Consider the following 20,399-nt stretch of genomic DNA (forward strand, 5'->3'; position numbering starts at 1 on the left):
GTCGCCTCCGCTTCGACGTCGAGCCTGCGCGCGGTCACCCGGCGGCGAGGCGCTGCTGCCAGTCGCTCGGCAGACGGTCGGCCGGGCCGGGGACGGACTGGTTCAGGGGGTGGTGGGTCGGGGGAGCCAGCTGCGGGCCGGACTCGTAGAACTCCGAGGTGTCGTAGTTCCAGAACCACTCCTCGCTCGGTTCGAAGCTGCGGATCACCGGATGCCCGCTGGCCTTGGCGTGCGCGGTGGCGTGCTTGGCGGGGGAGTCGTCGCAGCAACCGATGTGGCCGCAGGCGGCGCAACGCCGCAGGTGCAGCCACCAGCCGCCGGCCGCGTCGCACTCGACGCAGCCGGTGCCGCTCGGCGGGACGGTGGGGTCGATCGCGTTCTCGGCGCTCATGGCGGGGCTCCTGCTCCTACTCGGTGTCGGACGGTGTGTCGGACGGTGCGGGATCGATCGGGAGGCGGATCTGGAAGCGCGTGTCGCCCGGCTCGGACTGGAGACGCAGGTCGCCGCCGTGGCGGTTGACGATGATGCGCCAGGAGATGTCCAGGCCCAGGCCGGTGCCCTCACCGACGGGCTTGGTGGTGAAGAAGGGGTCGAAGACGCGGCTCTGCACCTCGGCCGGCACGCCGGGGCCGGTGTCCCGGATCTCGACCAGTACCTTCTCCCCGTCCCGTGCGGTCCGCACGGTGAGGGTGCCGCCGTTGCCGGTGCTGTGCATGGCCCAGGCGGCGTTGTCGATCAGGTTCGTCCAGACCTGGTTCAGCTCGGCCGGGTACCCGGGGATGCTGGGCAGGCTCGCGTCGTAGTCGCGCACCACGGTGATGTCCGGACCGAGCTTCCCGGCGAGCAGCAGCAGCGTGCTGTCCAACAGCTCGTGCACGTCGGCTCGCTGGTACGGGGCGCGGTCCAGCTGCGAGTACTCCTTCGCCGCACCCACGAGAGCGGAGATGCGGTGGGTGGCGTCCTCGATCTCGGTCAGCAGGAGTTCTGCTTCGACCGTGCAGCCCAGCCAGCCCAGGGCCCGGCCGAGCAGGTCCTCGGGCACGGCGGCGGCGATCCCGTCCAGCCAGTCGGTGCCGAGGCCGCCCTGGACGAGGACCGGCGCCAGCTCCCAGGCGTTGCCGATCTCGCGCTCCTCCAACCAGTCGCCGACCTCGTCCTCCAGGTCCGCGGTCTGGAGCGGGCTGAGCGGCGGGGCCTGCCCGATCCGGGCGAGGGTCATGTCCTGAAGGTCGTTCAGACGGGCCAACTCCTTGGCCCGGCGCGGATCGGCCGCGAGTTCGCCGAACTCGCGGCGGACCTGGGCGATGCGCTCCCGCAGGGCGGAGGTGGCTCGCACGGCGGCGGCCGCGGGGTTGTTGAGCTCATGCGTGAGACCGGCCGTCACCGAGCCGAGGGCGAGCAGCCGTTCCCGCTGTCCGATCGCCTCCTGGGTGTTCTTGAACCCGAAGAACAGGCCCTCCAGCAGGTGGACGGCCATCGGGAACCAGTCGCGCACGATTCGCGCGAAGGCCTCTGCGGGCAGCACGAAGAAACGCGAACGCTCGGTCACCCGGAGCGAGTTGTTGTAGACCTGCGGCACCTGGTCACCGAGGTACGCCTGGAACGCTCCGGCGTAGACCCCGGGTGCCGACGTGCGGGTGACGTCCACCTCCTGGCCGCCGACCAGACGGGAGAGGACCACGGTCCCTTCGAAGAGCACGTAGAAGTGCGCCGCCGGATCCCCCTCCCGGCACACCGGCCCGGCCTCGAACCACTCCACGTGGCCGTCCCGGCACAGCTGGGTGAGCTGGTCCGGCGTCAGCTTCTCGAACAGGAACAGCTTCCGCAGCTCCTCCTCGTCGCAGAGCGCCCAGCCGCCGGTCACGACTGCTCCAGGTAGCGGTGGACGAGCATGACCGCCATCGCACCCTCACCGACGGCGGACGCGACCCGCTTGGCGGACTCGGCCCGTACGTCCCCGGCCGCGAAGACCCCCGGCACGTTCGTCTCCAGGTGGTAGGGCGGCCGGTCCAGCGCCCACCCGGCCGGCGGGCGCGCGTCAGGGGTCAGGTCGGGGCCGGTCAGGACGAAGCCGTGGGGGTCTCGCAGGACGGTGCCGTCCAGCCAGTCGGTCAGCGGCTCGGCCCCGATGAAGACGTACATCCACTGCGCGTCGACCGTCTCGGTCTGCCCGGTCGCCCGGTTGCGCAGGGTCAGCCCCTCCAGGTGGTCCTTGCCGTGGGCCGCCTCCACGACGGTGTCCGTGCGCACCGCGATGGTCGGGGCGTCCTCGACCCGCTGGAGCAGGTAGTACGACATGGACGCCGACAACTGGGGCGCCCGTACCAGCAGGGTGACGCTCCGGGCGTTGCGGGCGAGGAACATCGCGGCCTGTCCGGCCGAGTTCGCCCCGCCGACGATGTAGACGTCCTGGCCCTGGCAGGCGGTCGCCTCGGTCAGCGCCGAGCCGTAGTAGACCCCGCGCCCGGTCAGCTCCGCGACGCCCGGTACGTCGAGTTTCCGGTACGACACGCCCGTCGCGAGGATCACGCCGTGGGCCGACACGGCGGAGCCGTCGGCGAAGCGCAGCGTGCGGGCGGCGCCGTTCACCTCCAGTCCGGTGACCTTGCACGCCGTGAGCAGTTCCGCGCCGAACTTCGTCGCCTGGCGACGTGCCCGCTCGGTGAGCTGCGCTCCGGAGACGCCGTCGGGGAAGCCCAGGTAGTTCTCGATGCGGGAGCTCTGGCCCGCCTGACCGCCGGTCGCCTCGCGTTCCACCAGAACGGTGCGCAGGCCCTCCGAGGCTCCGTAGACCGCGGCGCCGAGCCCGGCCGGGCCGCCGCCGACGACGACCAGGTCGTAGAAGTCGGCGGCGGGGGTGATCGACAGGCCGACGTGGGCGGCCAGGTCCCGCTCAGTCGGCTCGACCAGGGCGGTGCCGTCCGGGGTGACCACCAGCGGCAGCCGAAGCGCGTCCTGCCCTGCGGCGGCGAGCAGCCTGGCCCCCTCCGGCTCCTCGACGGAGTACCACCGGTAGGGCACCTGGTTGCGCGCCAGGAACTCCCGGATCTGCGAGGAGCGCGCCGACCACCGGTGGCCGACGACCTTCGTGATGTCCACGACCCGACCGTCCGTCTCCCGCCACGTCGCCAGCAGGTCGTCCACCACCGGGTACAGCTTCTCCTCGGGCGGCTCCCACGGCTTGAGCAGGTAGTGGTCGAGGTCGACGACGTTGATGGCGTCGATCGCGGCGCTGGTGTCGGCGTAGGCCGTCAGCAGTACCCGACGGGCGCCCGGGTACAGGTCGAGCGCCTCCTCGAGGAACTCGATGCCGTTCATCTGGGGCATCCGGTAGTCGGCCAGGATCACCGCGACCGGCGTGCCGCGGAGCTTCAGCTCGCGCAGCGCCTCCAACGCCGAGTCGCCGGACTCGGCGCGGACCACCCGGTACCGGTCCCCGTAGCGGCGGCGCAGGTCCCGCGCCACGGCGCGGGAGACCGCGGGATCGTCGTCCACGGTCAGGATCACGGTCCGTGCCGCGTCGGCGGCGTCTGCCATGGTGCACCACCCGGACTGTCGCAGGGCTCGATGGAACAGCCCCTCCAGTCTGCTCCGGGGGACGTGATCCGGCTCCTGAGAGTCGCATCGCCCGGCGTCCCGCCCCCAGTCTGTCGGGCCCCACACCGGCGCCCGACGCGTTCTCTCAGGGGATCAGGACGACCTTGCCCCCGGGGCGGCCGGACCTGCTGAGCTCGACGGCGGCCTGCCAGTCGGCGAGCGGGTAGGTGCGCGCGATCGGGACACGGAACGCGCCGTCGGCTGCGAGCGCGGCGTACCGGGGGAGGAAGGTGCTCGCCGGTGCCGGAGCGGTGAGGTGGTCGAGGTTGACGCGTGCGCCGAGTCGCCGCGCCTCGTCGTGGTTGCTGATGGTCATGACCCGGCTCGGATCGCCGGTGGCGGCGACGAGTTCGGGGACGACCCCCGCGTGCGGCGGCGCGGCGTCCAGCACCAGGTCGACCGGGCCACCGGCGAGCTCACGTACCCGATCGGCCATCCCGGCCCCGTAGGGAGTGGCCTGGGCGCCCAACGCGGTGAGCTCTGCGGTGTAGGTGGGGCCGGCGGTGGCGACGACCCGGACGCCGCGGCTCAGCGCGATCTGAACGGCGGCGAATCCGACCATCGCGCCCGCGCCGTGGACCAGCAGCGTGTTGCCCGGCTCGACGCCCATCGCATCGAGGGTCCAGGCGGCGGTCTGGACGACCATCGGCAGGACGGCGGCCTCGACGGGATCCAGCCCGTCGGGCACGCGGTACCAGCTGTCGAGAATCGCGACGTCGGCGACGCCCGCGCTGGGCTGCCCGAGGAAGTCCGCCGTCCCGAAGACCAGGTCTCCGGCCGCGACGTCGTCCACCTGCTCACCCACCGCGTCGACCACCCCGGCGACGTCGTAGCCGATGCCGCGCGGCAGGCCGCCCGGCCTGAATCCACGGCAGACCGCCCAGTCGGCCGGGTTCAACCCGGCCGCGGACACCCGCACGCGGACACGGCGGGCGGCCGGGTCGGCGATCTCGACGCGCTCCTCGCGCAGGACGTCGGCCGGTTCGCCGTACTCGTGAAAGCGGATTGCGGTAGAGGGAACGGGGCTCATCGGGTCTCCTCACGACACCACGTAGCGACAGTCACTGACGCTATCAGTGTGACAGTCACTGTCGCTACGTACAATGCGGGCATGCCGAGAGACGGATCGAAGGCGCGCGCCCGCCTGCGCGCGGCGGCCCTGGACCTGTACCGCGAACGCGGTTACGACGAGACCACCACTGCGCAGATCGCCGCGCGAGCCGAGGTGAGCGAGCGCACCTACTTTCGGCACTTCGCCGACAAGCGCGAGGTGCTCTTCGACGGCGAAGCGGAGCTGCGCGCGATCCTCGTCGACGCCGTCGCCGCAGCGCCGGACGGCCTGGCCCCGCTGCAGGTCATGGTCAGGGCGTTCAGCGCGGCGGTCCCGCTCATCGTCGCCAACCGCTCGGTGGCGGAGCAGCGAGCGGAGGTCATCGCCGTGACACCGGCCCTGCAGGAACGCGCCTACGCCAAGACCGCCGGCCTCACCGACGTCCTCGAAGCGGCCCTCTCCGCCCGCGGGGTCACCCGACCGACGGCGCGACTCGCGGCGCAGGTCGGGATGGCGGCCTTCGAGCGCGCCAGCCGAGCCTGGGCCGGCGATCCCGAGGTCGACCTGGCCGCCCTGATCGCCCGTGCGGCCGACGAGGTGCTCACTCTCGGCGGAACGTGAGAGCAGTCCTCCGGCAGACCGTCAGGAGCCGGCGTCCGGCAGCCAGTTGCCGTGGAAGCCGGCCGGGACGCGGTTCGGCAGAGGCACGGACGCGACACGGGTCATGTCGCTCGCGTCCAGGACCGCGAAGGCGGAGCCACGGCCCTCGCGGTCGGAGACGATCGTCAGCAGCCAGCCGTCGTCCTCCGCGCGGGCGTCGGCCGCGGGGACGAAGACGGCCTCCCCCGGGGCCTGGCTGCTGCCCGCGTCGTAGCTGCGGCTTGCGCCAAGGGTCAGGTCGTACTTGACGATCGAGGTGTCGGCGACGGCGTAGCGGTACCGGCTGGGGCGGCCGACGAGAGTCTCGTTGACGGTGGGGAACTCCACCGCCCGGTCGTCCAGGGGCTGTTCGTTCACCCGGCCGGTATCCGGGTCGAGGGTCCACTGGTGGAGTCGGGGGTGGTCGGCGGTGCCGGACGGTGCCGGGGCTGCCCCGCTGATGCGGTCCCAGGAGCGGACGAAGCCGTCCCGCCCGTAGCGCACCGCGTCCAGCACGATCCGGCCGGCCGCGTCCTCGCGGGCGTTGCCGACGTGGTAGACGTAGCCGGGCTCAACCTCGAACCACCGCACCGGAGCTGAGCCGTGCTGTGCCATGACGCCGATCCGGGCCGCGTAGCCGTCGTCCCACCGGTACGGCATACCGCCCCGGCCCAGTCGGGAGTGGTCGAAGACGACCGGAAGGTCGAGCCAGACCACGTGGTTCTCGGTGATCGCGAAGTCGTGCATCATCGTCGGCCCACCGACCGGGATCTCCCGGCTCTCCACCAACGTGCCGTCCACGGTGGCGCGGTGGTAGGTGAGATGGGGAGGGAGGGCGCCGTATCCGAAGAAGTGCAGGTCCCCGGTGACCGGGTCCTCCTTGGGGTGGGCGGTCATGGCCGTGGTGAGACGGCCGCCGAAGTCGTAGGGGCCGAGGGTTTCGAGCCGGTCGGTGACCCGGTACGGGAAGCCGTTCTCGACCAGCGCGAGGATGAGTCCGGCATGCCGGATGACGTTGGTGTTGGCGGTGACCGCCCGCAGGTCCGGCCCTTCCGGACCGAGGAAGCGGGACCCGGCGAACGCGGCCGTGCGCACCCACCGATTGCGCTGCCACAACGCGCGACCGCCCTGGAGCCGGATGCCGTGCAGCATGCCGTCGCCGGTGAACCAGTGGCCTGGATCCTGTCCGGGGCGGGGGTTGGGGCCGTTGCGGAAGTAACGGCCGTTCAACTCGGGCGGCAGTGTGCCCTCGACGGACAGGGCGCGGCTCTCGGTCTCTTCGGTGACGGGCGCGAGGTGACCGGTGAGATAGACGGGCTGCTGGACGGGCTGATCGCTGGGCTGATCGCTGGGAGGGGTCATGGTCAGCTCTCCTTGGTGAACACGGCGGCCTGCCCGGCCTGCGCGGCGTGCGCCGTCTGTGCGGACTGGGCGGCGAGCCGGCGGCGGGACTCCTGGTAGCGGAGGGTGAAGACGGCCGGGACCACGAACCCGGCGACCTGGATCAGCGTGGTGGCCAGGCTCGCGTGCGGGTCGGTCAGGTCGATGGCGCCGCAGACCAGCGCCGTGACGGTGAAGCCGGCCGCCCACACCGAGGTGATCACGTTGTTGGCCCGCCGGAACTGCGGGGTGTTCCAGAGCTGCTCAGGCACCGAGCGGCGGGCGATGCCCAGGGTGAACGGGCGGGAGATCGCCAGGGAGGCCCAGGCGGTCAGGGCCAGCCAGGCGGAGGACAGCGCGCCGACACCGTCGCGCAGCGGCGAGTGGGGCTGCACGTGGGCGAGGATCGCGACGGCCACGAAGAACACCGCGGCACTCAGCTCGATGACGTTCGCGTCCAGGCCCACCCCGGCGCGGCGGTTGCGCAGCAGCAGGACGACGCTGAGGGCGACCGCGGTGATCGCCGCCGTCTCCCAACCGGCCGTGCCGCTGAGCACCGCGAAAGCGATCCAAGGGATGAAACCGCGCACCGATCCGGACATGACTGGTTCTCCTCCGTTGACATGTCTGTGCTGACATGTCGAAGATAGAATGTCACTAGGGACCTGTCAATGCAGGAAGGTCGGCGTAGGATGCACGCATGAGCTTGAGACACGCTGCGCTGGGCCTGCTCGCACTTCGCGGGGAGGCGAGTGGCTACGACCTCCTGGGCATCTTCAACGAATCCCTGGAACACGTGTGGCCCGCCACGCAGAGCCAGCTCTACACGGAGTTGGGCAAGCTCACGGACGCGGAGCTGGTGGAGGTGGTGGCGGAGGGCGGCCGGGGCCGCAAGGCCTATGCCGTCACTGAGGCCGGTCGGAAGGAGTTCGAGCACTGGCTCCTGGAGGAACCGCCGACCGTCAACCGGCGCAACGACCTGCTGCTGCGGGTCTTCTTCCTGGGCCTGGTCCCCAGTGAACGGGCCCAGGAGTTCCTGCGCGAGCGCGCGGCGGCGTCCGCCGACATGCACGAGCGACTCCGGGGAGTGGAGCGGTCACTCGTGACAGAGCAGGGCTCGCTGGCTGTCCACGGGCGACTGGCCCTGGAGTGGGGGCTGCGCTTCAGTCGCATGCAGAGCGAGTGGGCGACGTGGGCCGCCGAGCAACTGGCCGAAGCGGAACCCGCTCCCGCTGCACAGGTGGCTGTCCGGCAGGCCGCGCAGCCTTCGGAGTGATTCTCGCCCCGGCCGGGCATGTCAGGGCAGGTAGGGCACGTCAGGGCGTGCCGGTGGCGGGCCGTTGCAGCCCCGCCGCCGTCGCGGCCTCGCGCAGAGCCGCGACCACGGCGTCCGTCAGCGGGTCCGGGCCGCGGCCCGAGAAGCGCCGGAGCGCGGCGATGCGGCGATGGCCGGCGACAGGCAGGGCGGGGAGCGTGACGAGGTCGGTGCGCGTGCTGCCCAGGGCCAGTGCGGGGACGATCGCGGCACCGAGCCCGGCCGCCACCAGCGCGAGGACGGTCGGGAACTCCAGGGCGGTGTGCGCGCGGATCGGAGCGAAGCCGTACTCGGCGGCGATCCGCTCCAGCGCCCGCCCGCAGGCGGTCTCGGGGGGACCGGCCACCCACGGACGGTCCGCCAGGTCCCCGACGGAGTCGGGCGGCGGCGACCACCCGGCGGGGATGACGACGCGGTACTCGTCGTCGGCGACCGGGACCGCGGAGAGACCGGCCGGATTCGTGGTGGCGTCGGGGCCGACCACGTCGTACTCGGCGACCACCAGGTCGAGCCCGCCGGTCCGCAACTCGCGCAGGGCCACCGCGCCCTCCAGCTCGACCACGCGAGGCTCCAGGTCCGGCTGACCGACGGAGAGTTGACGCAGTGCCGGGATCAGCAGGTGGCAGATCGCCGAGGAGAACCCGGCGATGGCGACCGGACCGGTCATCCGCCCGCTCGCCGTGGCGAGTTCCCGGCGCGCCTCGGCCAGTTCCTGCTCGATGCGCTCGGCGCGGGCGGCAAGGAGCTGTCCGGCCGGTGTGAGTCCAACCCTGCGCCGGGACCGGTCCACCAGCGGCTGGCCGACTTCCCGCTCCAGTTGGGCGAGTTGCTGGGAAACCGCCGAGGGAGTCAGGTGCAGCAGTCGTGCCGCGTCCACCACGCCGCCGCGCACGGCCACTGCGTAGAGCACCCGGAGGCGCCTCGGGTCCAGTTCCATAAGCACGACTGTAGCGACACTTCAGAAATCCTCGATTGCTCTCCAGCTCAGCTTCACTGATCATCGTGAGTATGGAGACGGTGAACACGGACCAGGGCCACGACGATGCCGACGGGCAGCAGTGGCGCGTGCAGTTCGACGCGGATGTGGTCTTCGCCAACGGCGGCGGCTTGCAGACCCAGGGGTTCCGCCTGGACATGCCCGTCCCGGACCTCGGCGACGACGACATCGCCCAGCTGTTCGTGCGTCACCTCGGACTGCTGATGGTCGACACGGTGCGCATCAGCGGCAGGCGCTCGCTGCGCGAGCCGCACAAGGGCGGCCGCGGTACCGGCGGGGCGGCCTCGCAGCCGACGGGCAACCGGACCGTGGACCTCAGCCACCCGATCCGGCACGGCATGGTCACCTATCCGGGCCTGCCCACGCCCGAGATCAGCGACCACCTCTCCCGCGAGGCGTCCCGCGACCACTACGCGCCCGGCACCGAGTTCCACATCGGCCGGATCTCGATGGTCGCGAACACCGGCACCTACCTCGACAGTCCCTTCCACCGCTTCGGTGACGGGCCGGACCTGGCGGGGTTGCCGCTGGGCGGGCTGGTCGACCTGGACGGGCTGGTGGTCCGGGCCCTCGGCGCGCAGGACCGCGCCGTCGACCGGAACGTGCTGCTGCCGCTCCAGGTCACCGGCCGGGCGGTGCTGATCCACACCGGCTGGGACCGGCACTGGGGCACCGACCGCTACGGATCGGGCGGCCACCCCTTCCTCACCGCACAGGGCGCCGCGTGGCTCGCCGAGCAGCGGCCCGCACTGGTCGGCATCGACTCGGTGAACATCGACGACACCGAGGATCCGACCCGCCCCGCGCACACCACCCTGCTGGCCGCGGGCATCCCCGTCGTGGAGCATCTCTCCGGCCTGCAGCAGTTGCCCGCGGACGGCTTCCGCTTCCACGCGGCCCCACCCGCCGTCGAGGGCATGGGCACCTTCCCGGTCCGCGCCTACGCGGTGCTGCGGGCGAATTGAATTTCCTGTGAATTTCCTGTCCTGATTTTGAACGGGTTCTCGCGTCGAGGGAAAACCTGGCCCCTGTGGGTCCGCTGACGAATCAGCCTCAACGCGGAGAGAACGGACACCACGGCATCAGGCGCCGCCCGCAGTTGCGATTTTGACCTTCGGAGCCTGTTGATTGTCTGTGTAGGGTCCAAGGGGGGCTTTGCCGTAGGCGCGGCCGATTTGCGGCGGTGCAGCATCCAGCTGCCATTGCGCTGCCCGGTGTTCCCCTCTCCCCTTTTCCTCCCGGCTCCCGGAGACCTACGGCCTTATGCCCACCGCACAGACCGCCTCCCTGTCCGCCACGTCGTCGGCAGCGCCGTCCACCCGACCATCGACCGGGTCGGTGGGGTCGGGGCGGCGACCACGGTTGGACTCGCTGACCGGTTTGCGGTGGTTCGCCGCGTTGGCTGTGTTCGCGTTCCACACCAATCAGATGGGGCGGGTTCCCAAGCTGCAGATTCCTGCCAGCTACGGGGACGCGGGAGTGGCCTTCTTCTTCATCCTGTCGGGGTTCGTGCTGGCGTGGTCGTTCTCGCCGGACACCCCGGCGAGGGTCTTCTACTGGCGGCGTTTCGCGCGCATCTGGCCGCCCTTGCTGGTCACCACGGTGCTCGCGTTCTTCGGACTGCAGCAGACCTGGCACCAGGCCGCGAAGGCGGTGGTCCTGGGACTGACCCTGCTGCTGGCCTGGCACCCCAACACGACGCTGGTCGGAAACCCGGTTGCCTGGTCGCTGTCCGCGGAGGCCTTCTTCTACCTGCTGTTCCCGCTGGTGATCCGGCCGATACTGCGGGCCCGGCCGGCTGTCCTGGGGGTGTTGGCAGTTTCTCTGGTCGCCCTCGACATCGTGTTCCGGAAGGTCAGTTTCGACTACTACCTGCCGCACCACTACGACACGTTCCACGCCCTGCTGCTGCAGTGGCTCCCGGCCTACCGGGCGCTGGAGTTCATCCTCGGCGTGGTCGTGGCCGCGGTCCTGATCCGCGGGTGGCGCCCCCGCATCCCGGTCGGCGTCGCTCTGGCGGTGCTGGGCCTCGACGTGTTCGTGATGTGGTGGGCCCACTACGAGCTCTGGCTCGGCGTTTCGTGGACCAGCCAACTCCTCAGCCCGGCCCTCGCGTTGCTGATCCTGGCCGCCGCGCTGCGTGACCTGAGCGGGAAGCGGTCGCTGCTGCGCACCAAGCCGCTGCTGCGGCTGGGGGAGTGGTCGTACTGCTTCTACCTGATCCACGCGACGGTGATCTTCGGCCTGAGCCGCTACTTCCCTCCGCCACAGGGGCGCCCGGCCTGGACGAACCTCGGCTACGACGCCGTATGGCTCGCGATCGCGCTGGTCCTCTCCTGGATGTGCTACCGCTTCGTGGAGAAGCCCGCGGAGAAGTGGCTGCGCGGCCGGTACGGCGCCCGCCCGGCCAAGACCGCGCCCGCCTCCGCCTGATCCCTGTCGGGTCTCCGACTCAGCGACGACGCCCGCACCGGCTGCAGCCGGTGCGGGCGTCGTCGCTTTTGGACTAAGGCCTCGCGGTCGGCGTCAGCTTCCGGAGGCGGCCGTCGTCGCGTCGTTGGACGCGATCGTCACCGGCTGGTCGTTCTGGAGCTCGCTGAAGAGGGTCTTCGCCTGCGTCTTGTCCCAGAGCAGCGCGTCGCCGTCGGTCGGGGTGTAGTAGTTGGCGTTCCCGACCGGGACCGTCAGCGAGTGGCCGTTGCCGCCCTGGACGTCCTTCATCGCGAAGAACATCTGCGCCAGGTCGTACGGGGTCATGCTCTTGTCGACGCTCAACGTGGCCATGCCCGCGCTGAGGGCCGGGTAGAGCTTGAACGGGTTGAGCAGCGTCGACGGAGTGGCGGCCTGGTGGGCGACGGCGGCGAGGAACTTCTGCTGGTTCGCCATCCGGCCCAGGTCCTGCGACGCCTCCTGGTGGCGCTCGCGGACGAAGGCCAGGGACTGCGCGCCGTTGAAGGTCTGGCAGCCGGCCTTGAAGTTCGCGCCCGAGGCCTGGTCCACCATCGGCTTGTCCAGGCACATGTTGACCCCGCCCAGCGCGTTCACCAGATTGACGAAGCCGCCGAAGCCGATCTCGGCGTAGTGGTCGATGTGGATGCCGGTGTTGTACTCGACGGTCTGCGCCAGCAACTGTCCGCCGCCCCAGGAGAACGCGGTGTTGAGCTTGTGCTGGGTCGCCGGGTACTGCTTGCCGGACGAACCGGTGAACGCGGGGATGGTGACGTAGCTGTCGCGCGGAAGGCTGACCAACGTGTCGCCGTTCGCGCCGACGTGCAGGATCAGCATCGAGTCGCTGTTGCCGTACTGGCCCTCGTTGTCGCTGCCGGTGTGCAGCTGTTGCTGCTGCTGCGTGGTGAGGTTCTGCCGGTTGTCCGAGCCGGCGATCAGGTAGTTCGTGCCCTGGCCGACCGGCGGCTGGGCAGGCAGCGCGCCCAGGTCGACGGTGTGGTTGAGCTGGCTGTCCGCCCAGGCGTAGGTGCCGCCCGCGGTGGCCAGCAGGGCGACGACCAGGCCTCCCGCGATGTAGGCGGTCCGGCGACGCCAGGACCAGCGGCGCCAGCCGCGCGGCGGGCGCCCGCCGGTGGTGCCGGAGCTGTAGGTCCCGCCCGGTCCGGACGGGGCGCCGGGCCGGGCCGACGCGGCGGACGCACCTGGGGTGCCAGGCACCTGACGGGCGGGCGTGCGTAGCCGGGACCGGCTGCCTGCACCGCCCCGAGGCGACAGCCCAGGGGGCAGCGGCGGCTCCTGACCGCCCCCGCCGTTGTCGGCGCTGCTGTTCCACTGATCGGCCCATTCGTTCATGGCGACAGTGTGCTGCAGTCGGATGAAAGACGTGTGGAGGGCCTGTTCTTACCCCGTGCCGAGCCCATGACGGGCTTGTTGCACATCGAGCGTTTCGGACGGACAAGGTCCGGTGCAGCCACCGCCCCGGACCCGTCTCGTCTGGGCATTCGCACGGTGCGGGGTTGTTCGACCACTGCGGGTGAGATGCGGCCGAGGCGGTCGATACTGTCGCAGAGCTGTGACACGAAACACCGGCTTTTGTCCGATCCGAGTGGCCTGAGACGGGGTGCCGGTCGAGGAGGAGGATGATCGACTGCATGTCCTCGCTCACCGGGCCGCTCAATGTCACCAGCACCTTCGTCACCTTCTTCGCGGTCGTGGGGCCGCCCAAGGTGATGCTGTCCTTCGCCCACGTAGCACGGGAGCGCACCACGCTGGTGGCGCGACGGGTGGCACTGCTCGCCTCGGCGGCCTCGGCCCTGTTGGGTGCGCTCTGCGCGTGGACGGCGCCCTACGTGACGGAGTTCTTCCACATCAGCGCCGAGTCGCTCGAACTGGCCGGTGGGATCATCTTCTTCCTCTACGCGGTGGGTCTCGTGCTCGGCGTGCACGTCGGCGCGGACAGCCCGGACGAGGTGGACGAGATGCATCCGGTGGTCTCCGGCTTCCGGGAACTGCTGCTGCCCTACGTGGTGAGCCCCTTGGCGGTGACCGCCGTCCTGGTGGAGTCCTTGAACCGGAGCGACTGGGGCTGGCGGAGCAGCGTGGTCGCGTCCTTCGTGGCCGTGGCACTGATCGACGCGGTCTGCATGGTGGCGACGACGGGGCTGCTGCGCAAGGTGCACACGACCACCCTCGAAGTGTGCTCCCGGCTGCTCGGCCTGCTTCTCGCGGCCGTGGGCGTGGAGTTGTTCCTGACGGGTCTGGACCGTGCGATCACCGACTGGTCCGGCGCAACGCACTGATCGGCAAAAACGCACTGATCGGCAAACAGGATGTGGCGGGCTTCGGAGGTGTCGCAGTGACTGAGCAGTACATGGTGGATCTTCGGGACGTCGACGAGACACAGGTCGCGGTCGTCGGCGGCAAGGGCGCCCACCTGGGAGGGCTGGCGCGGCTCGGCGGCGTCCGCGTGCCGGACGGCTTCTGCGTGACGACGGACGCGTTCCGCCGGACCGTGGCGGGGGCGCCGTCGATCGACGTCCTGCTCGACCAGTTGTCGCGGGTGAGCCCGGTGGACCAGGAGGCGATCCGCGCGCTCGGTGCGGAGCTTCGCCGGACCGTCGAGGGGGTTCCCGTCCCGGACGATGTCGCGGCGGAGATCATCCGCGCGCTCGCTCGGCACGGAGAGGACACCGCCTACGCCGTCCGGTCCAGCGCGACGGCGGAGGATCTGCCGACGGCGTCCTTCGCCGGGCAGCAGGACACCTACCTGAACATCGTGGGGCCGACGGCGGTCCTCCGACACGTCAGCCGGTGCTGGGCCTCGCTGTTCACCGAGCGGGCCGTGACCTACCGTCAGCGGAACGGCATCGACCACCGCACGGTCCACATGGCCGTGGTGGTGCAGCAGATGGTCGTCCCCGACGCGTCGGGCATCCTGTTCACGGCCGACCCGGTCACGGGCAATCAGACGGTCGCCACCGTGGACGCCGGCTTCGGCCTCGGCGAGGCCCTGGTCTCCGGCCTGGTGAACCCGGACGTCTTCACGGTGCGCGACGGCGAGATCGTCGGCAGGACCATCGCCGCCAAGCAGCGCGCCGTGCAGGCTCTGCCGGGCGGTGGCACCCACGAAGTGGCGATCGACGCGCAGCGGCAGGGCCAACCGGCGCTGACGGATGCGCAGGTGGTGGAGCTGGTGCGGCTCGGGCGCCGGATCGAGGCGCACTTCGGCCGCCCGCAGGACATCGAGTGGTGCTTGGTCGACGACGGCTTCCGGATCGTCCAGAGTCGGCCGATCACGACGCTGTTCCCGATCCCCGTCCCCGAGGCCGGAGATCAGGGGAACCACGTCTATGTCTCCGTCGGTCACGGGCAGATGATGACCGATCCCATGAAGCCCCTGGGGCTGTCGATGTGGCAGCTGACGGCCATGGTGCCGATGCACGAGGCCGGCGGGAGGCTGTTCGTCGACGTCACCTCGCGGCTGGCCGCGGCTGCGAGCCGTTCCGCCCTCCTGGACGTGATGGGCAGGAGCGATCCGCTGATCAGGGACGCGCTGGAGACCGTCCTGGACCGCGACGATTTCGTCCCGCCGCTCCCGGACGCCCCTCCGGACGGGCCGCGGGCCGGTGCAGCGCAGCCCGGCGGGCCGCGGGCCGGCGGTGCGTCCGCGCCGATCGAGACCGATCCGTCCATCGTCACCGGGCTGATCGAGCGCAGCCGGGCGTCCGTCGCCGCCCTGGAGCGTGAGATCAGGACGAAGAGTGGACCGGCGTTGTTCGACTTCCTGCAGGAGGCGTTCGAGGAGCACAAGCGGGTACTCAGTGATCCGCTGAGCGTGCAGGCGATCATGGCGGGCATGGAGGCCACCTGGTGGCTCAACGACTCGCTGCTGGAGTGGCTGGGAGAGAAGAACGCGGCTGACACGCTCACGCTCTCCGCCACCGGCAACGTCACCTCGGAGATGGGGCTCGCGCTGCTCGACGTCGCGGACGTGATCCGCCCGCTGCCGGAGGTGCGGGCGTTCCTGCGGAGCGTCCAGGACGCGGGCGTGCAGGATGCGGGCGTCCAAGACGAGCACTTCCTGGACACGTTGGAGACGTGCGCGGGCGGGGCCGAAGCGCGCGCGGCCATCGAGGTCTACCTCGACCTCTACGGCATGCGCTGCGTCGGCGAGATCGACATCACCAGGCCGCGTTGGCGCGAGCGCCCCACCACGCTCGTGCCCGTGATCCTCGACAACGTCAGGAACTTCGGGCCGGGCGCTGCCGAGCGGCGCTTCGAGGAGGGGCGGCAGAAGGCGCAGCAGAAGGAACGTGACGTGCTGTCACGCCTGCGGCTGCTGCCCGACGGGGACCGCAAGGCCGACGAGACCAAGCGGATGATCGACCGGGTCAGAACCTTCATCGGGTACCGGGAGTATCCCAAGTACGGCATCATCAGCCGGTACTTCGTCTACAAGCAGGCCCTGTTGGCGGAGGCCGGGCGCCTCGTGCAGGCGGGTCTGCTCGCCGAGCGGGAGGATGTCTTCTACCTGACGTTCCAGGAGTTCCGCGACGTCGTGCGCACCGGCCGGGTCGACGGCCGGCTCCTTCAGCAGCGCAAGGACGCGTTCCGCTCGTACCACGCACTCACCCCGCCCCGCGTCCTCACCTCGGACGGCGAGGCGCTGACCGGGGCGTACCGGCGCGAGGACGTACCGGTCGGCGCTCTGCCCGGCCTGCCGGTCTCCGCGGGGACCGTCGAGGGGAGGGCCCGGGTCGTCCTGGACATGGCGCAGGCCGACCTCGAAGCCGGCGACATCCTCGTCACGCCGTTCACCGACCCCAGCTGGTCCCCGCTGTTCGTCGGCATCGCGGGCCTGGTGACGGAGGTGGGTGGGCTGATGACCCATGGCGCGGTGATCGCCCGGGAGTACGGCCTGCCGGCCGTCGTGGGCGTGGAGCAGGCCACCCGGCTGATCCGGGACGGACAGCGGATCCGCGTGCACGGAAGCGGGGGGTACGTCGAGATCCTGCCCTGACCGGCGTAGCCGGGGTGGCCGACGTAACCGGCGTGGCCGACATGGCCTGCATGGCCTGCATGGCTGTCCTGGCCGGAACGCCGCCCACCGGGCCGCGTGGACACGGCCGGTGATCATCCGTCAGGCTGGGTCCGTGATCGCGGAGATAACGGCACTGGTCGGCATCCTCAGCACGGTGTCCGCGCTGTGGATCAGCGTGTCGGACCACCGGCAGCGGGCCGCCGAGGCACACGAGGCCGCACGCGGGCGGGAGCGCGCCGAGGCCGAGCGCCGGAAAGCCGAGCGCGACGCCGAACGCCACCGCCTTGAGGCGGCGGCGACGGAGGCCGAGAGCCGGCGACTCCGGGAGCAGGTGGACGCCGCGCGTGAGCGCGAGCGGGCCGAGGCGGAACTGCTGTGGCAGCTCAACAAGTTGGTGATCAGGCTCCGGTCCGCCCCGCCGCGTGCGGGTGCGGGTGCGGGCGCGGGCGCGGGCTCCGTGACGGGCTGGAGCGTCGTCGTCCGGAACCCCAGTGGTCTCCCGATCCTCGATGTGCAGGGCTTCTGGCGCGGCGTCGCGCTCGCCGAACCTGTCGACGTCCAGGGCGGGTCGGAGATCGACATCGCCGGTCCGCACACCGACGGGGCACCACGCCTGTCCGATCTCAGCGTCCACCTCACGGACGCGCAGCACCACCGCTGGCGGCAGGATCTCGATGGCCAGGCCTGGAGCGGAACGCGTGGGGACGACGGCGCCAGCTACACGTGGACGCCGGCGTCCCTGCGTTGGGGATCCTCCTGGGACGCGCCGGCGGCGCCCGTCCCCGTCCCCGCCCCCGCCCCCGACTACGGCCCCTCCGGACTCGCGGCGCCGGGGCCGGAAGGACCGCAGGCCGGGGGAGCACCGTGGAGCCAACCTCAGGGCTCGCCGCAGCCCTTCCCTGTGATGCCGCAGCAACCTGCGTACGGCGCACCCGCGCCCGCCGCTGGCACCTTGCCGGTGCCCCGGCCACGGCTGCGGCCGGTGCTGCTTTTCCTCTGGCTGCTCAGTACGGCCTGCTTCGCCTCGCTCCTTCTGCTGAAGTAGCGGAAGGAAGTCCGGCAGAGAGGGAGCACGATGCGCGACGCGTACCACGAGGAACTCGCCACGATCACCGACGGCCTGGAGCAGATGGCCCGGCTCGCCGCCTCCGCGATCGGCCGCGCCACCACCGCACTCCTCGACGCGGACCTCCAGCTCGCCGAGACCGTGATCGCTGCCGACGACAGGCTCGACGCACTCCAGCGTGACCTGGAGGAACGGGCGATCGACGTCCTCGCGCGCCAACAGCCCGTCGCCACCGAGCTGCGCACCGTCGTGACCGCGCTGCGCATCAGCGCCGAACTGGAGCGCTCCGGCGACCTGGCCCTGAACGTGGCCAAGCTGGCCCGACGCCGCTACCCCGACCACGCCGTGCCCAACGAGCTGCATGCCACCGTGCTGGAGATGGGGCACGTCGCACAGCGCCTGATGGCCAAGGCCGCCGACGTGATCGCCACCCGCGAGATCATCGTGGCGCTCGAACTCGACGCGGACGACGACGCGATGGACGACCTGCACCGCGCCCTGTTCCGACGCCTGCTGGACGACCGCTGGCAGCACAGCGTCGAGGACGCCGTCGACGTCGCACTGGCCGGCCGCTTCTACGAACGGTTCGCCGACCACGCCGTCTCGGTCGCCGAACGCGTCGTCTACCTGGTCACCGGCGCGCACGTCGACAACCTCCAGCCGGAGTAGGCCCGGCCGGGGTGCGCCCTGACGGCCCTGGAACGGCCCGCCCGCCGTCGGTCGGCTACTGAACTTGAATGAGTGATGTCGCGGCCGGCAGCGGGGTGGCCGGAGGCCCGGGCGGCGTCTTCCCGGTATGGCCGGGGCACGGGGATGCATCAGCGACCTCGTCCCCGAGATCAGCTCCATCCTCCGCGGCCTACGCGTCCGGCCCCCGCTGACCCTCACCGGTCGCTGGGCCCTCAACATCACCGAGGTCGCCCCGGCCAGCCGCGTCAAAGGAGTTGCAGCACCTTGGCGAGCGCGTCCGGACGCCGATCCACGGGCAGGGGGTCGACCAGGTGGACCTGGCACCCCAGCACGGCAGCGCCGGTGTCCGCAATGGGCTCGTCTCCCACCATGAGTGCATCGCCGGGCGCCACTCCGAGCTTCTCGCACGCCATCTGGAAGATCCGGGGGTCGGGCTTCTTCACCCCGCACTCGAAGGAGAGGAAGTAGGCGTCCACGAGGTCGTCGACACCGTGGTCGCGGAAGACAGGGCGCATGTCCCAGCCGATGTTGCTGACGACAGCGACCGGGATGCCTCGCCCGCGCAGAGCGCGGAGGGTCGCCTCGGCGTCGGGATACGGCTGCCATGCCCCGGACACCTGAGAACGTTCATACAGGGCTTCGGCCAGGTCAGCCGCCGGCCACCCCGCCTCCCGGGTCATGGCCGTGAATGCCGTCCGGTGGCGTTCGGCGGTCAGATCGCGCTCCCGCCACAGTCGCTCCAGATGGGGCGGAACTCGGCGGGGCGGCACCCCGCCGGGCTGCGCCCCGAACTCTTCCAGCCCGCTGACGCACGCCTCGAGTTCGTCCTCAGGAACAGCCAGACCAGCATCCGTTACCACCGCGCGCAGCCACTCTGCGGCCGATTCGACGCGGAACAGGGTTCCGGAGAAGTCGAACATCACACCCTTGATCATGCCGCCGATCCTGGCCGCCCCGACAAGCCGCCCGCAACCCCACGACGGTCAAGATTCGCAGCCCGAACGATCCGCCCGCATCCTCAGATCTTTGAGGCCTGAACCAACCGAGGAACAAGATCCACGCTGGTCGATTTCAAGAATCGCCATCAACCTCAGCCCTCCAAGGTCAGGCCGGTGGTCGCGAGGCAGCTGTCGACGAGTCCCGGACGGTACTGGATCCTCTTTAGCCGCCGCTTCACGGCTCGGGTGATCTGAGTGAGGTCCGCGGCGGCGAGGTTGCCGATATCGCGTTTCACCAGCGACCACACACCTTCCTGCGGGTTGAGGTCGGGTGCGTAGGTGGGCAGCTGAAAGACGGTGAGCCACTCGGCGTTCGCGTCGATGAAGTCCCGCATGCCGGCCGTCGAGTGCAGCGGGAGGTTGTCCCAGACCAGCACGATCGGTCCGCCGAGCTGGGTGCGGGCGCGGACGATCAGGTCACGGAAGTCGCGCCAGCCGAAGCCCTTCGGCTCGTCCTTACGGCCCCGGTACTCGCGGATCGCGTAGATCAGCCGGGACCGTTCGCCCGGCTTGTAGCAGGCCATGCCCGCCATCGACACCCGCCCGGAGCCTCGGCCCCTCACCCTGACGACCGGGGTCTGACCGATCCGGCCCCAGGTCCTGGCACGCGGCGGAGCCATCGACTGCCCGGCCTCGTCCTCAAAGACGATCCAGGCCCCGCGCTCCGCCGCGATGCTCTTACCCGCGGCCAGGTCGCCTTCTTCCACACCTCGACCGCCGCGTCGTCGCGCTCGATCGCCCGCCGGGCAGGCTGCTGCCAGCTCCAGCCATGCCGCTTCAGCAGCCGCCAGGTGCCCTCAACCGTGTAGGAGACATGGAACAGCCGGCCGATCAGCGTCTTGATCCGCGCCAGCGTCCAGCGCTGGTCCGCCCAGCCATGAACCAACGGACCACGCTCCAACTCCCGTTCCAACCTGGCAATCTGGGCCTCACTGAGCCGAGGCCTCCCAGGGGACCCCTTCGACAGGACGCCCGCCTCGCCGCCCTCGCGCCAGGCCCGCCGCCACCGTTCGACCGACCGCACGCTGATCCGTAGGGCAGCGGCGATCTCCACGTTCTTCTGCCCAGCCTCGAAACGCTCCACGGCCTGGAGCCGTAACCGTTCCCGCGTGGTCCTCTCGGCGTCGGTCAGCCCGCCGCCCTGCGCGTACCTCACACCCCAGGGCTACCGGCTTC

Annotated in this window: 19 protein-coding genes; 8 read left to right on the plus strand and 11 right to left on the minus strand. The window is 70.9% G+C overall.

Going from position 1 to position 20,399, the window contains the following annotated elements; translation table 11 throughout:
- Positions 1 to 34 precede the first annotated feature (34 nt).
- The 4 genes from ABH928_RS04885 to ABH928_RS04900 form a co-directional block, all read right to left on the minus strand.
- Positions 35 to 391, minus strand: a complete 357-nt coding sequence (locus ABH928_RS04885; protein WP_370062363.1) for a UBP-type zinc finger domain-containing protein — start codon at positions 389 to 391, stop codon at positions 35 to 37.
- Positions 392 to 407: 16 nt separating this feature from the next.
- On the minus strand, positions 408 to 1,865 hold the full coding sequence (locus tag ABH928_RS04890) for an ATP-binding protein (RefSeq protein ID WP_370062366.1): 1,458 nt from the start codon (positions 1,863 to 1,865) through the stop codon (positions 408 to 410).
- The gene (locus ABH928_RS04895) at positions 1,862 to 3,538 is read right to left on the minus strand and encodes an FAD-dependent oxidoreductase (protein WP_370062368.1); all 1,677 of its coding nucleotides are present in this window, start codon (positions 3,536 to 3,538) and stop codon (positions 1,862 to 1,864) included. Before ABH928_RS04895 ends, ABH928_RS04890 begins: the two co-directional genes overlap by 4 nt.
- Positions 3,539 to 3,683: 145 nt before the next feature.
- Positions 3,684 to 4,628, minus strand: a complete 945-nt coding sequence (locus ABH928_RS04900) for an NADP-dependent oxidoreductase (protein WP_370062370.1) — start codon at positions 4,626 to 4,628, stop codon at positions 3,684 to 3,686.
- An 81-nt stretch (positions 4,629 to 4,709) separates the two neighbouring features.
- On the opposite strand from ABH928_RS04900, the gene ABH928_RS04905 reads away from it, so the two are divergent.
- A complete protein-coding gene (locus ABH928_RS04905; protein ID WP_370062372.1) occupies positions 4,710 to 5,270 on the plus strand; it encodes a TetR/AcrR family transcriptional regulator in 561 nt (186 codons plus the stop codon).
- Positions 5,271 to 5,291: 21 nt separating this feature from the next.
- Here the strand turns inward: ABH928_RS04905 and ABH928_RS04910 are convergent, their stop codons facing one another.
- Complete coding sequence (locus ABH928_RS04910) at positions 5,292 to 6,650, minus strand: carotenoid oxygenase family protein (protein ID WP_370062374.1); 1,359 nt, start codon at positions 6,648 to 6,650, stop codon at positions 5,292 to 5,294.
- 2 nt (positions 6,651 to 6,652) lie between these two features.
- The gene (locus ABH928_RS04915; protein WP_370062376.1) at positions 6,653 to 7,270 is read right to left on the minus strand and encodes a hypothetical protein; all 618 of its coding nucleotides are present in this window, start codon (positions 7,268 to 7,270) and stop codon (positions 6,653 to 6,655) included.
- A 98-nt stretch (positions 7,271 to 7,368) separates the two neighbouring features.
- Here ABH928_RS04915 and ABH928_RS04920 point away from each other — a divergent pair, with 98 nt between their 5' ends.
- Positions 7,369 to 7,944 (plus strand): PadR family transcriptional regulator, encoded by a 576-nt coding sequence (locus ABH928_RS04920; RefSeq protein WP_370062378.1) that lies wholly within the window; start codon positions 7,369 to 7,371, stop codon positions 7,942 to 7,944.
- A gap of 40 nt (positions 7,945 to 7,984) precedes the next feature.
- Here the strand turns inward: ABH928_RS04920 and ABH928_RS04925 are convergent, their stop codons facing one another.
- On the minus strand, positions 7,985 to 8,920 hold the full coding sequence (locus tag ABH928_RS04925; protein WP_370062380.1) for a LysR family transcriptional regulator: 936 nt from the start codon (positions 8,918 to 8,920) through the stop codon (positions 7,985 to 7,987).
- 71 nt (positions 8,921 to 8,991) lie between these two features.
- Here ABH928_RS04925 and ABH928_RS04930 point away from each other — a divergent pair, with 71 nt between their 5' ends.
- Positions 8,992 to 9,945: a cyclase family protein gene (locus ABH928_RS04930; protein ID WP_370062977.1), complete on the plus strand. Its 954-nt coding sequence runs from the start codon at positions 8,992 to 8,994 to the stop codon at positions 9,943 to 9,945.
- A gap of 298 nt (positions 9,946 to 10,243) precedes the next feature.
- The gene (locus tag ABH928_RS04935; protein WP_370062382.1) at positions 10,244 to 11,413 is read left to right on the plus strand and encodes an acyltransferase family protein; all 1,170 of its coding nucleotides are present in this window, start codon (positions 10,244 to 10,246) and stop codon (positions 11,411 to 11,413) included.
- Positions 11,414 to 11,506: 93 nt separating this feature from the next.
- On the opposite strand, the gene ABH928_RS04940 is transcribed toward ABH928_RS04935, so the two are convergent.
- On the minus strand, positions 11,507 to 12,781 hold the full coding sequence (locus ABH928_RS04940; RefSeq protein WP_370062384.1) for an LCP family protein: 1,275 nt from the start codon (positions 12,779 to 12,781) through the stop codon (positions 11,507 to 11,509).
- 299 nt (positions 12,782 to 13,080) lie between these two features.
- On the opposite strand from ABH928_RS04940, the gene ABH928_RS04945 reads away from it, so the two are divergent.
- The 4 genes from ABH928_RS04945 (at position 13,081) to phoU (ending at position 18,204) form a co-directional block, all read left to right on the plus strand.
- Positions 13,081 to 13,728 carry a MarC family protein gene (locus ABH928_RS04945; RefSeq protein WP_370062386.1) on the plus strand — a complete coding sequence of 216 codons (648 nt, stop codon included), beginning with the start codon at positions 13,081 to 13,083 and terminating at the stop codon, positions 13,726 to 13,728.
- Between the two features lie 56 nt (positions 13,729 to 13,784).
- Complete coding sequence (gene rph, locus ABH928_RS04950) at positions 13,785 to 16,448, plus strand: rifamycin-inactivating phosphotransferase (protein WP_370062388.1); 2,664 nt, start codon at positions 13,785 to 13,787, stop codon at positions 16,446 to 16,448.
- A gap of 133 nt (positions 16,449 to 16,581) precedes the next feature.
- The gene (locus ABH928_RS04955; RefSeq protein WP_370062390.1) at positions 16,582 to 17,514 is read left to right on the plus strand and encodes a hypothetical protein; all 933 of its coding nucleotides are present in this window, start codon (positions 16,582 to 16,584) and stop codon (positions 17,512 to 17,514) included.
- Positions 17,515 to 17,544: 30 nt separating this feature from the next.
- Positions 17,545 to 18,204, plus strand: coding sequence for a phosphate signaling complex protein PhoU (phoU, locus tag ABH928_RS04960; RefSeq protein ID WP_370062392.1), 660 nt, complete (start codon positions 17,545 to 17,547; stop codon positions 18,202 to 18,204).
- 266 nt (positions 18,205 to 18,470) lie between these two features.
- Here phoU and ABH928_RS04965 read toward each other — a convergent pair whose 3' ends face one another.
- The 3 genes from ABH928_RS04965 to ABH928_RS04975 all read right to left on the minus strand — a co-directional run bounded on the left by ABH928_RS04965 (position 18,471) and on the right by ABH928_RS04975 (position 20,379).
- Positions 18,471 to 19,145, minus strand: coding sequence for an HAD family hydrolase (locus tag ABH928_RS04965; protein WP_370062979.1), 675 nt, complete (start codon positions 19,143 to 19,145; stop codon positions 18,471 to 18,473).
- A 170-nt stretch (positions 19,146 to 19,315) separates the two neighbouring features.
- A complete protein-coding gene (locus ABH928_RS04970; RefSeq protein WP_370062981.1) occupies positions 19,316 to 19,843 on the minus strand; it encodes a transposase in 528 nt (175 codons plus the stop codon).
- The gene (locus ABH928_RS04975; RefSeq protein ID WP_370062394.1) at positions 19,783 to 20,379 is read right to left on the minus strand and encodes a winged helix-turn-helix domain-containing protein; all 597 of its coding nucleotides are present in this window, start codon (positions 20,377 to 20,379) and stop codon (positions 19,783 to 19,785) included. The genes ABH928_RS04970 and ABH928_RS04975 overlap by 61 nt, the downstream gene beginning before the upstream one ends.
- Positions 20,380 to 20,399 lie beyond the last annotated feature (20 nt).

It is taken from the genome of Streptacidiphilus sp. MAP5-3 (assembly GCF_041262505.1).
In the GTDB taxonomy this organism is placed as follows: Bacteria; Actinomycetota; Actinomycetes; order Streptomycetales; family Streptomycetaceae; genus Streptacidiphilus.

What these genes read in the sequence shown, in the direction of transcription:
- ABH928_RS04895 (WP_370062368.1), bottom strand. Translation starts at nt 3,538, where the DNA reads ATGGCAGACGCCGCCGACGCGGCACGGACCGTGATCCTGACCGTGGAC.
- ABH928_RS04910 (WP_370062374.1), bottom strand. Translation starts at nt 6,650, where the DNA reads ATGACCCCTCCCAGCGATCAGCCCAGCGATCAGCCCGTCCAGCAGCCC.
- ABH928_RS04940 (WP_370062384.1), bottom strand. Translation starts at nt 12,781, where the DNA reads ATGAACGAATGGGCCGATCAGTGGAACAGCAGCGCCGACAACGGCGGG.
- ABH928_RS04965 (WP_370062979.1), bottom strand. Translation starts at nt 19,145, where the DNA reads ATGTTCGACTTCTCCGGAACCCTGTTCCGCGTCGAATCGGCCGCAGAG.
- ABH928_RS04915 (WP_370062376.1), bottom strand. Translation starts at nt 7,270, where the DNA reads ATGTCCGGATCGGTGCGCGGTTTCATCCCTTGGATCGCTTTCGCGGTG.
- ABH928_RS04900 (WP_370062370.1), bottom strand. Translation starts at nt 4,628, where the DNA reads ATGAGCCCCGTTCCCTCTACCGCAATCCGCTTTCACGAGTACGGCGAA.
- ABH928_RS04925 (WP_370062380.1), bottom strand. Translation starts at nt 8,920, where the DNA reads ATGGAACTGGACCCGAGGCGCCTCCGGGTGCTCTACGCAGTGGCCGTG.
- ABH928_RS04920 (WP_370062378.1), top strand. Translation starts at nt 7,369, where the DNA reads ATGAGCTTGAGACACGCTGCGCTGGGCCTGCTCGCACTTCGCGGGGAG.
- ABH928_RS04970 (WP_370062981.1), bottom strand. Translation starts at nt 19,843, where the DNA reads ATGGCTCCGCCGCGTGCCAGGACCTGGGGCCGGATCGGTCAGACCCCG.
- ABH928_RS04935 (WP_370062382.1), top strand. Translation starts at nt 10,244, where the DNA reads ATGCCCACCGCACAGACCGCCTCCCTGTCCGCCACGTCGTCGGCAGCG.
- ABH928_RS04945 (WP_370062386.1), top strand. Translation starts at nt 13,081, where the DNA reads ATGTCCTCGCTCACCGGGCCGCTCAATGTCACCAGCACCTTCGTCACC.
- ABH928_RS04905 (WP_370062372.1), top strand. Translation starts at nt 4,710, where the DNA reads ATGCCGAGAGACGGATCGAAGGCGCGCGCCCGCCTGCGCGCGGCGGCC.
- ABH928_RS04885 (WP_370062363.1), bottom strand. Translation starts at nt 391, where the DNA reads ATGAGCGCCGAGAACGCGATCGACCCCACCGTCCCGCCGAGCGGCACC.
- phoU (WP_370062392.1), top strand. Translation starts at nt 17,545, where the DNA reads ATGCGCGACGCGTACCACGAGGAACTCGCCACGATCACCGACGGCCTG.
- ABH928_RS04930 (WP_370062977.1), top strand. Translation starts at nt 8,992, where the DNA reads ATGGAGACGGTGAACACGGACCAGGGCCACGACGATGCCGACGGGCAG.